The sequence below is a fragment of the Hyalangium minutum genome, from assembly GCF_000737315.1.
Classification (GTDB): domain Bacteria; phylum Myxococcota; class Myxococcia; order Myxococcales; family Myxococcaceae; genus Hyalangium; species Hyalangium minutum.
In genome coordinates this window covers 17,167-26,721 of the sequence record NZ_JMCB01000010.1, presented here as the reverse complement: position 1 = coordinate 26,721, position 9,555 = coordinate 17,167, and the positions used below count along the sequence as shown (strand labels likewise).

General features: G+C 66.2%; 10 protein-coding genes. 6 read left to right on the top strand and 4 right to left on the bottom strand.

Annotated features, from left to right (window positions below; genetic code table 11):
• The first annotated feature begins 15 nt into the window (after positions 1-15).
• Complete coding sequence (locus DB31_RS25240; protein ID WP_044192153.1) at positions 16-1,077, top strand: YihY/virulence factor BrkB family protein; 1,062 nt, start codon at positions 16-18, stop codon at positions 1,075-1,077.
• 24 nt (positions 1,078-1,101) lie between these two features.
• Here the strand turns inward: DB31_RS25240 and DB31_RS49705 are convergent, their stop codons facing one another.
• Together DB31_RS49705 and DB31_RS25230 are read right to left on the bottom strand one after the other, a co-directional pair.
• The gene (locus tag DB31_RS49705) at positions 1,102-1,491 is read right to left on the bottom strand and encodes a DUF2914 domain-containing protein (protein ID WP_044192152.1); all 390 of its coding nucleotides are present in this window, start codon (positions 1,489-1,491) and stop codon (positions 1,102-1,104) included.
• Between the two features lie 71 nt (positions 1,492-1,562).
• On the bottom strand, positions 1,563-3,164 hold the full coding sequence (locus tag DB31_RS25230) for an ABC-F family ATP-binding cassette domain-containing protein (protein ID WP_044192151.1): 1,602 nt from the start codon (positions 3,162-3,164) through the stop codon (positions 1,563-1,565).
• A gap of 223 nt (positions 3,165-3,387) precedes the next feature.
• Here DB31_RS25230 and tgt point away from each other — a divergent pair, with 223 nt between their 5' ends.
• The 5 genes from tgt (at position 3,388) to DB31_RS46905 (ending at position 7,516) form a co-directional block, all read left to right on the top strand.
• Positions 3,388-4,557, top strand: a complete 1,170-nt coding sequence (gene tgt / locus DB31_RS25225; RefSeq protein WP_044192150.1) for a tRNA guanosine(34) transglycosylase Tgt — start codon at positions 3,388-3,390, stop codon at positions 4,555-4,557.
• A 467-nt stretch (positions 4,558-5,024) separates the two neighbouring features.
• Positions 5,025-6,302 carry a PD40 domain-containing protein gene (locus DB31_RS25220; RefSeq protein ID WP_169787095.1) on the top strand — a complete coding sequence of 426 codons (1,278 nt, stop codon included), beginning with the start codon at positions 5,025-5,027 and terminating at the stop codon, positions 6,300-6,302.
• A 114-nt stretch (positions 6,303-6,416) separates the two neighbouring features.
• Entirely contained in the window at positions 6,417-6,626 is a 210-nt protein-coding gene (locus DB31_RS25215; protein WP_044192146.1) for a hypothetical protein, read from the top strand.
• A gap of 11 nt (positions 6,627-6,637) precedes the next feature.
• On the top strand, positions 6,638-7,081 hold the full coding sequence (locus DB31_RS25210) for a DUF1801 domain-containing protein (protein WP_044192143.1): 444 nt from the start codon (positions 6,638-6,640) through the stop codon (positions 7,079-7,081).
• A gap of 285 nt (positions 7,082-7,366) precedes the next feature.
• A complete protein-coding gene (locus DB31_RS46905; protein ID WP_205628563.1) occupies positions 7,367-7,516 on the top strand; it encodes a hypothetical protein in 150 nt (49 codons plus the stop codon).
• A gap of 32 nt (positions 7,517-7,548) precedes the next feature.
• On the opposite strand, the gene DB31_RS25205 is transcribed toward DB31_RS46905, so the two are convergent.
• Positions 7,549-8,181: a hypothetical protein gene (locus DB31_RS25205; protein ID WP_157232158.1), complete on the bottom strand. Its 633-nt coding sequence runs from the start codon at positions 8,179-8,181 to the stop codon at positions 7,549-7,551.
• A gap of 303 nt (positions 8,182-8,484) precedes the next feature.
• Positions 8,485-9,471, bottom strand: coding sequence for a GlxA family transcriptional regulator (locus DB31_RS25200; protein WP_044192138.1), 987 nt, complete (start codon positions 9,469-9,471; stop codon positions 8,485-8,487).
• Between the last annotated feature and the right edge of the window lie 84 nt (positions 9,472-9,555).

The following is a 9,555-nucleotide window of genomic DNA, read 5'->3' as shown; positions in this document are numbered from 1 at the left end:
TGTCGAGGAGGCGGAATGGTTCTGCCGGGCAAGGGGATGGGCTGGAAAGAGTTCTTCAAGGCTCTGAAGAACGAGTACTCGCGCGACAAGGTGAGCGATGTCGCCGGCGCGCTGACGTTCTTCGGAGTGCTGGCGATCTTCCCCTTCATGCTGTTCCTGGTGTCGCTGGCGAGCGTGCTCATCGATCCCGCTCAGGCGCAGGTGCTGATCCAGGAGCTGGCCAAGGTGGCACCGAAGGAAGTGGCCACCATCCTGGGCGAGCGGCTCCAGGCCCTGGCGGCCAGCAAAAACGTGGGGCTGCTGACGGTGGGCGCCCTGGGTGCCATCTGGGCGGCCTCGGGCGGCATCGTGGCGCTGATGAACGCGCTCAACACCGTGTATGGCGTGGAGGAGAAGCGGCCCTTCTGGAAGGTGCGCGGCCTCGCGATCCTGTCCACGTTGGCGGCGGCCCTCATCTCCATCATCTCCGCGGCGGTGGCGGTGGCCACGCCCGCCATCGCCAACAAGCTGGGCGGGCCCTTCCCCACGCTGGTGACGTGGCTGCGCCTGCCCGTGGCGGGCCTGCTGATGATGTTCCTCTGGGCGGTGCTCTACTACGCGCTGCCGGACGTGAAGCAGAAGTTCAAGTTCATCACCCCGGGCTCCATCGTCGGCGTGATCATCTGGTTGATCGCTTCGTGGGGCTTCTCGGTCTACGTGACCAACTTCGGCAGCTATGACGCGAACTACGGCGCCATCGGCGGTGTCATCGTCATGCTGATGTGGATGTGGATCTCCGCGCAGGTCATTCTGCTGGGCGCCGAGATCAACGCCATCATCGAACACCGCTCCCCCGAGGGGAAGTCGCCGGGCGACCGGGTGCCGGGTACCGGTGGGGTGATGGCGACGAAGACCGAGGTGGAGCAGGGGGGAGCGAAGCTGCCGGGCTCCACGGAGTTCCGGCCCGAGGAGGCGGTGCCGCCGCAGCCTCCCGCGCCGATGCCGCTGTGGAAGACGCCGCTGGCCGCCGCAGCGAAGTGGGCCGCTGGGGTGGGCCTGGGCCTCTTCCTGCTGCGCAAGGGCACCCGGCCCAACTGAGCCGGGCGTCCCGGGCGCGCTGAATCAGGTGCCGACTTCGACCTTGAAGTCGGTGGAGCCGATCTCCGCCCCATCCGGGCCGAGGATCTTCACAGTCCAGTTACCGGAGTCGCCCGCGCGGATCGTCTTGAACGCGTGGGTGCGGTACGGCGAGCGAGGGACCTTCAGCTCGACCTTGGAGGCCTCGGCGCCGTTCTTCAGGAAGACGACGGTGATCTTGTCGTTCTCCACGCCAGTGATCTTGGTGCCCGCGTAGAGCTTGGTGTCGGGGGCCACCTTGAAGGAGTCCGAGGTGCCTTGCACCTCGTACTTCTCGATGGAGGTACCGACCTTCACCTCCGCCTTGCCGGCGGCGAAAGCGGTGGTGGTGAGCAGCAAGGCAGGCAGCAGCAACTTGAGAGCAGTCTTCGTCACGGCGTCTCCTGGGTTGGGGAGGAGCTCGCTATAGCACCCCCCGCCGACGCCTGGCTGCCTGCCCCCCGGGGCTACTTGCGGCGCACCACGATGTCCGCGGAGTGCTTCTCCAGGAACTCGTGGAAGGGCCCGTTGTAGTCGACGATCTCCTGGCCTTCCTTGAGAGACCAGATGCGCGTGGCCACCTCGGAGATGAGCTCCTGGTCGTGCGTCACGACGATGACCGTGCCCTCGAACTTCTTCAGGCCCTCGGCAAGCGCGGTGATGGACTCGAGATCCAAGTGGTTGGTGGGCTCGTCCAGCACCAGCACGTTGTCCTGGGTCAGCATCAGTTTGCACAGCAACAACCGCACCGTCTCACCACCGGAGAGGGTGTTGGTGGGCTTCATGCGCTCCTCGCCGGAGAAGAGCATGCGGCCCAGCACGCCGGAGATCTCCTCGTTGGTGAGCTTGACGTTGATGTCGCGCAGCCACTCGAAGGCGGTGGTGTCCTTGCGGATGGTGCCGTGGTGATCCTGCGGCAGGTAGCCCACGGAGGCCTGGTGGCCCCAGGTAATGCCGCCGCCGTCCGGCTCGAGCTGCCCGGCGATCATCTTCACCAGCGTGGACTTGCCCACGCCGTTGCGGCCGATGACGCAGATCTTCTCGCCCTTCACCACCAGCGACTTGAACGGCTTGATGACGGGCACGCCGTCGAAGGACTTGTGGATGTTCTCGATCATCAGGGTCTGCTTGCCGCTGACCACCTTCTGATCGAAGCGGATGAACGGACGCGCGATGTTGGAGCGCTTCAGGTCATCCGTGCGCAGCTTCTCAATCTGCTTGATGCGGCTCTGCACCTGCGAGGCGCGCGTGCCGGCGTGAAAGCGGGCCACGAAGTCCTGCAGCTGGGCGATCTTCTTCTTCTTCTCACTGACTTCGGACTCCACGCGGCTGCGCAGCTGGGCCTTCTGGTGCACCATCTCGTCGTAGCCGCCCGTGTACTGGATGATGGTCTCGTAATCGATGTCCGCGATGTGCGTGCAGATCTCGTTCAGGAAGTGCCGGTCGTGGCTGATGGTGATCAGCACGCCCTCGTACTCCTTGAGGAAATTCTCCAGCCAGCGGATGGACTCGATGTCCAGGTTGTTGGTGGGCTCGTCGAGCAGCAGTCCCTCGGGCTTTCCGAAGAGGGCCTGCGCGAGCAGCACGCGCAGCTTGAGGCCGCCGGTGAGCTGCCGCATGGGGCCCTCGTGGAAGCTCTCCTCGATGCCGAGACCCACCAGCAGGGTGGCCGCGTCACTCTCGGCGACGTAGCCATCCTCCTCGGCGATGACGCCCTCGAGATCGCCCAGGCGGTTGCCGTCCTCCTCGGTGATGTCCGCCTTGGCCAGCAGCGTGTTCTTCTCGTGCATGGCGTCCCACAGGGGCTTGTTCCCCATGAGCACCACATCCAGCACGCGGGTGTCCTCGTAGCGGAAGTGGTCCTGGCGGAGGATGCCCAGGCGCTTCGGGCGGGAGAGCGTGCCCATGTCCGCCTCCTCGTCCCCCGCGAGGATCTTCATGAACGTGGACTTGCCCGCCCCGTTGGGGCCGGTGAGGCCGTAGCGGCGGCCCGGGGAGAAGGCGACGTTCACCTCCTCGAAGAGCTTCTTGGGACCGTAGGCTTTGGAGACGTTGACGATGGTGAACATGGCGCGCGCGCTGTAGCACCGCGAAGGGCGCGGTGTAGAGCCCTTTCTAACGCCGGGGCTCAGCCATTCATGCCCTCCGTGAGGGAGGCCTCCAGGGTGGGGAGGGGGCCATGTGGGATGGAGGCAGGGGGATGCCTGGCCGGCAGGGGCTCGGGAGGGGGGCTGGCCGAGGGGCTCACATCGTCTGGGTCAAGCGGGGGCAGCGCGGGTATAAGGCCTCGCAATGGCTGTCCGCTTTGAGCTTCTGACCACTGATGCCACCGGGGCCCGCGCTGGGGTGCTGCATACCCGCCGGGGCTCGTTCCCTACACCCATGTTCATGCCGGTGGCGACGCACGCCTGCTTCCGCCACCTGGGGATGGAGGAGGTGAAGGAGACGGGGGCCCGCGTGCTGCTGGCCAACACCTACCACCTGATGTTGCGGCCGGGCGCCGAGGTGTTCCGCAAGTTCGGGGGCATCCACCCGTTCATGCAGTGGGATGGGGCGGTGCTGACGGACTCGGGCGGGTTCCAGATCTTCTCGCTGCCCGAGGACCGGCTCATCACCGAGAAGGGCGCGCACTTCCGCAGCTTCTACGACAACAGCCGCCAGCTGCTGAGCCCCGAGTCCAGCATCGCCATGCAGCAGGCGATCAACTCGGACATCATGATGGTGCTGGACGTGTGCATCGACTCGCGCACGGACGAGGCGGGCACGCGCGAGGCGATGGAGCGGACCCACCGCTGGGCGCTGCGCAGCCTGGCGGCGAAGAACTCCAAGGACACGGGGCAGGCGCTGTTCGCGATCGTGCAGGGTGGGGTGCACCCGAACCTGCGGGACGAGAGCGCCGCGTTCCTGACGCCGCACCCGTTCGACGGCTTCGCGATTGGCGGGCTGGCGGTGGGCGAGTCCAAGGAGGAGCGCGAGACGATGACGGCGCGAGTGACGGCCTCGCTGCCCACGGACAAGCCGCGCTACCTGATGGGGGTGGGGACCCCGATGGATCTGGTGGAGGCGGTGATGCGGGGCGTGGACATGTTCGACTGCATCATCCCCACGAAGATGGCGCAGCAGGGCTACGCGTACACGTTCCAGGGGCTGGTTCGGATTACACGCATGGTCTACCAGCTGGACGACTCTCCGCTGGATCCGGCGTGTGATTGCTACGTGTGCAAGCGATACACGCGCGGGTATCTGCAGCACCTCATGCGGGGCAAGCACCACCTGGGCTCGCGGATGCTGTCCATCCACAACGTGCGCCACTTCCAACTGCTCATGGCGAAGCTGCGCGCGGCGATTCTTCAGGGCTCGTACGCGCAGGTGTACCGGGAGCTGAGGGCGACGATCTCTCCGCCCAAGGACCTGCGCGGGGACGTGTCTCCGGACACGGTGACGTTGAAGGACGTGGGTTGAGCTGAGTGCCTGAGGGCTCTCTACAGAAACAGCGCTCGACCGAGTGGGGCCGCACTCGTCAGGAATTCCAAGCGGCGGGTTCGATTCCCGCCGCTTCCATCCCGTGAGTTCCCAGCGGCCTTGAGAAGGAACGGGGCTATCCCTCTCGGGAGTTCATTCCTCTGTCTCGAACGGCGGTCCCTGGGGAGCACGGCGAACTCTTACGAAGCCTCCTCCTTCATCTTGAGAGGGGGCTGTTTAACTCCCGATGCATTTTATGTCCTCAGGGGACGCTTGAGGAGGTCTTCGATCATCCAAACCCTTTCGCCCCATGGTGCCGACCCGCCCTCAAAGGGGCTACGGCTTCCGTCGTCTCGGGCGTGATGAAAGGGGGGCTGATGATGCATGCAGCTGGTCGTGCGTGTCTGTGCTTCGGTCTGCTCGCGGTGATTTGTGGGGGATCCGAGCCGGAGGACTCGCCTGTGTGGGTGTCGAGCGAACGGGAAGCGGAGGGCTGTGCGCAGGCGCAGCCCGAGGTGCTGGGGGGGGAACTCTGCGAGAGCCCTTCGACGCCCGTGACTGCAGCAGCGCTGGGAGCCCACGCCGCCCCGACGCTGCGCGCCGACACGACTTATGGAGTTCACCTCCGGCTCGAGGGGGGGAGGTACGGTGGGGTTGTGAGCTTCACCCCCGAGCGCTCGGGGACGTACACGGTGTTCCTGGGCACTCCCCCGATGCCTCTGCGGGTGGTCTCCGACGGCGGGCCGCTTGCGGCCGGGTGCTTGAAATGGATCTCGGGCGAGACATGTCGGGACTTCCGCCGGGCGTACGGCTATCGACTCCAGGCAGGGACGCAGTATCGGCTCGAGTTCGGCCCCATCGCCCCTCAGAGCCGGGTACGCCTGAGGATCCAGTCACCTCCCGGTGGCCTGGTCGATCGCCCCATCGTCTTCGCAGCGGCGCTCGGGGGGGCTCCCGCCCCCGACCTGTACACGGTACAACCCGACGGCACGGAACTGACCCGCTTGACGCAGACCGAGGGGGGTGAGCGGTTCCCCCGGTGGTCCCCTGACTACAGCCAGGTCGCCTATCTGGTTGGCACGGAGCTCTACGTGGCGAACGCCGATGGGGGAGGTGCCCACCGTGTCGCGGCACGCGTGGGTCGCGACGCGAGGAGTGTGAGCGCGCCCGCGTGGTCTCCTGACGGCAAACGCCTGGTCTACCCCTACCCCCGCGATTCATGGATCGTCTCCGATGGCTATGAGACTGTCGACGAGAGCTACGAGACCACCCTCCACTTCGTGAACGCCGATGGCACCGGCGATGTCCCGTTCGCCGAGCCGGCGGATCCGGTGGCCCCTCCGGGCCTTGGTACTCTCACCGAGCCTGCCTGGTCCTCCACGGGATGGATCTTGTTCCGTCTGTCCGACGACTGCCCCGATTGTGCGGGGGGGGACTGGTGGGGACTCGTGCGGGCCGATGGCTCGGAATTCCATGAGGTATCCCCCCCCGGCAGCGATGTCGACTGGTCACCCGACGGGACTCGGTGGGTTTTCACCCATTGGGTAGGGGGGGCGATTGCAGTGAGTCAAGCCGAGAGCCCGACGGCGACCGAGCTCCCTGCGACCGGACGGATGCCGCACTGGTCTGCCGACGGCCGGCAGATCGCCTTCATCAAGGACGACGGCATCTACGTCATCAATGCCGATGGCACGGGGGAGCGCCGAGTGTTGGCCGTGAACGGAGTCCGGGACCTGGACTGGTAGCGCGGGCGTCCAGGCGGACCTCGCTGTCCCCTCATGGGGACGTCTTCGTGAGGATGGCGGCTGCATCAGCGACAGGGCTCATTCTCAGGAGGCGAGGCCGAGGCCTGCCCGCTCATGCTTCAGACGCTGGGGGTCGGCGCACAGGCCAATGGCACGCTGCGGCTCCCCGTGGAGACGCGGGCCGGCGAGTACCGCATCCTGCATGAAGTGGACACCCTGCGGACCGACTCCCAGGGGCGGTCCGTCCAGGAGCCGGTGACCAGCAATGACGGGGATCCGGTGTTGCTGATGCAGCTCGATTCCACGAAACTCGCCGCAAATTAGCGGGGAGCGACATGGCCAACGCCAAGGACATCAAGACCAAGCCGACAGCCGTCAGCGTCAAGGACTTCATCGCCGCCGTCGAAAACGACATGCGCCGCAAGGACGCCGAACAGCTCCTCAAACTCTTCGCCAAGGTCACCGGCTGGAAGCCGAAGATGTGGGGCCCGACCATCGTCGGCTACGGCACGTATCACTACACCTACGACACCGGCCGCGAGGGCGACGCGTGCGTCGTCGGCTTCTCCCCACGCAAGGCCAGCCTCTCCGTCTATTGGGGCGGCGGCGAGGGCACCGAGACCCAGGCGCTCTTCGCCAAGCTCGGCAAGCACAAGATGGGCGACGGCGGCTGCCTCTACATCAACAAGCTCGCCGACGTGGACATGGCCGTCCTCGAGAAGATCGTCTCCGGCGGCCTCGCTCACATGAAGAAGAAATGGCCGGTGAAGGGCTCCTAGCCCAGCACTGCCGCTTTCACCCACACCTCTTTCGGCCAGCGGTTGTGCATCCAGAACCACTGCTCCGGCCGCCTGCGCTGGTACGCCCCCTCGTCAAAGGTTTCAAGCGGCGGGTTCGATTCCCGCCGCCTCCACCATGCCCGAGGGTTACCGGAAATGAGGTGCGGACGCGGCCGACTGGTAGTGCCCGGAGCCGAAGTTCATCAGCACGGCCCAGCCGTCTGAACGCCGCATACGTCTCTGGCGACCCTGTTCGATGGCCTCACCCGGCACAACCTGGAGGGGATGTGGTTCCGCCGCTATGCGCAGGCGGAGGGCTTCAAGGCGGCAGTGCAATGGAGCGACATCGGCCGGCCGATCCCCGAGGGGGACGAGGCGCGCGAGCGGATCCGGGAACTCGAGGCTCGCCGGGATCCCCACCGCCGAGAGGATTGAGCGGCGCTACGGAGGCCGGCTGAGCTGCTCGCTCAGTCCAGGAACCAGACCATGTAATCCGGCGTGGAGGCGAACGCGCCCATTGCCCCGAGGAGAGCTGTCAGCGCTCCGTAAAAGAACTCATCGTTCATCCGCTTCCGCTCGTGGAAGAGACAGGCGCCGAGGAGCAGCACCGCGACTGCGGTGATGGGGTACAGGAGCAGCACCACGCAACCCCATAGCGGGTCGATCCAGGTGGCTGGAATCAGCCCGGCGGGATCGAGATGCGGACTCCCCCGATGGCTGATGTAGGCCCGGTACACGCCAGTCGCCCAATAGGGATAGTTCCGCCACCCCACGACGAATGTGAGGAGCAGCAGCGCCGACTGAAGCAGCGCAGGACCCGGGTGCGTCGTCCACCGCCTCCATGAGGTGACGGTCAACAGGACAGAGACAACCGGGATCAGCAGACCGCCAGCGACGAGCCCGGCCTTCGCTAGGAACAACGGATCCTGAGAGTGAGGCGCGTCGTAAGAGCCGTCGATGAAGATGCGTTGGAATGGCTCCATGGATGCGGCATAGGGCGCTGCGGCCAGCAGGAGGGCTGACAGAATCAGCTGCATCACGAGGGCTCGCGGAGCGCGCTGCTCCAGCGAGAGCTTGGCGATTCGAGGGATACCGATCATCCCCACAGGTCCTTCCTCGACGACGAAGCTTCTGGACCACACCCGGGAGTGTATCACCTTGCGGCCCGGTCAGCACACCCGGAGGGGGGACGGTGCTCATGCACCCGTCTCACGCGCGGACACCCCCATCCGGTGGTGGCGGGGGCGTTCAGCGAGCCGGTGTCCGTACGGTTCGGCGTCACCTGCCTGTCGCTGCTGCTGGGCTACCAGGAGGCGGCGGGGGTGCAGGTGAATCATAAGGAGCCGGGCGGCACGCTCGTATCCGTCCGACGAGCACCTCCCACTTCCTACCGAGAGAGGCACTTAGCCTTGCCCGCGGAGTCGCCGAGGGGACTCCCCCGCGTAGCGGCGGAAGACGCGGCGAAAGGCCGCTGCGTCGGCGTAGCCCACCCGCGCGGCGATGTCGTCGACCGAGTAGCGGGTCGTTTCGAGGAGATGGATCGCTCGGCGCACGCGCAGGCGCTGCACGAACTCCTGCGGTGTCATGCTCAGGCTCGTGTGGACGCGGCGAGCGAGCGTCCGCGGTGATACCCGAGCCACGCGTGCAAGCTCCTCGAGCGAGAGCTGACGGTCGACGTTCTCGATGATGAACCGCTCGACCTCGAGGAGCGCTGGGTCATTCGCTCGAAGATGCTCGAGCACGACGTAGCGAGCCTGGGACGGCCGCTCGTCGAGCACGAGATAGCGCGCCACGAGATGCGGCAACGAAGGACCCACCATCCGCGCGACGACCGCGAGCACGAGGTCGATGTGGGCCAGCGCCGCGCCCGCCGTGATGATTTTCCCTTCGTCGACGACCATGTGATCGCTGGAGAGCGAGACCTTCGGGAACCGCCGCGCGAACTCGGGCGCGAGCCACCACGACGTCGTCGCGGATCGCCCGTCGAGGACGCCCGACGCGGCGAGTACGAACGTGGCGGAGCACGACGCCGCGACCATCACACCCTTGCCGACGACCTTCGCGAGCAGCTCGGCGGCGCGGCGGATGTCCTCCCGAGCCAGGAACTGCTCGATGGTTCGCGCGCTTGCCGAGAAGATGCCCGGCACGAGGACGACATCTCCCTCGCGGAGGGCGGGAACGCTGAATGCGCCGTCCACCGCGACCAATCGCCCAGCCGCCGAACGCACCGGCTCGCCGTCGAGTGACACCACTCGCTGGAGCAGCGCTTTCCCGCCGCGAGGCATCGGAGCGCGCCCGGAGTTGCTGAGGTGTGCCGCGGTACCGACGACGTCGAGCGCCACACCCAGCGAGCTGTCGGCGAAGCCTTCGAGGATCAGGTGTACGAACATCTGGCAAGAATAGACCGAATCTTGTCGATGCCGCCAATGGCAAATCCGGCCTGCGGTTGCGATGTTGCAGCAGAACGAAGTTCA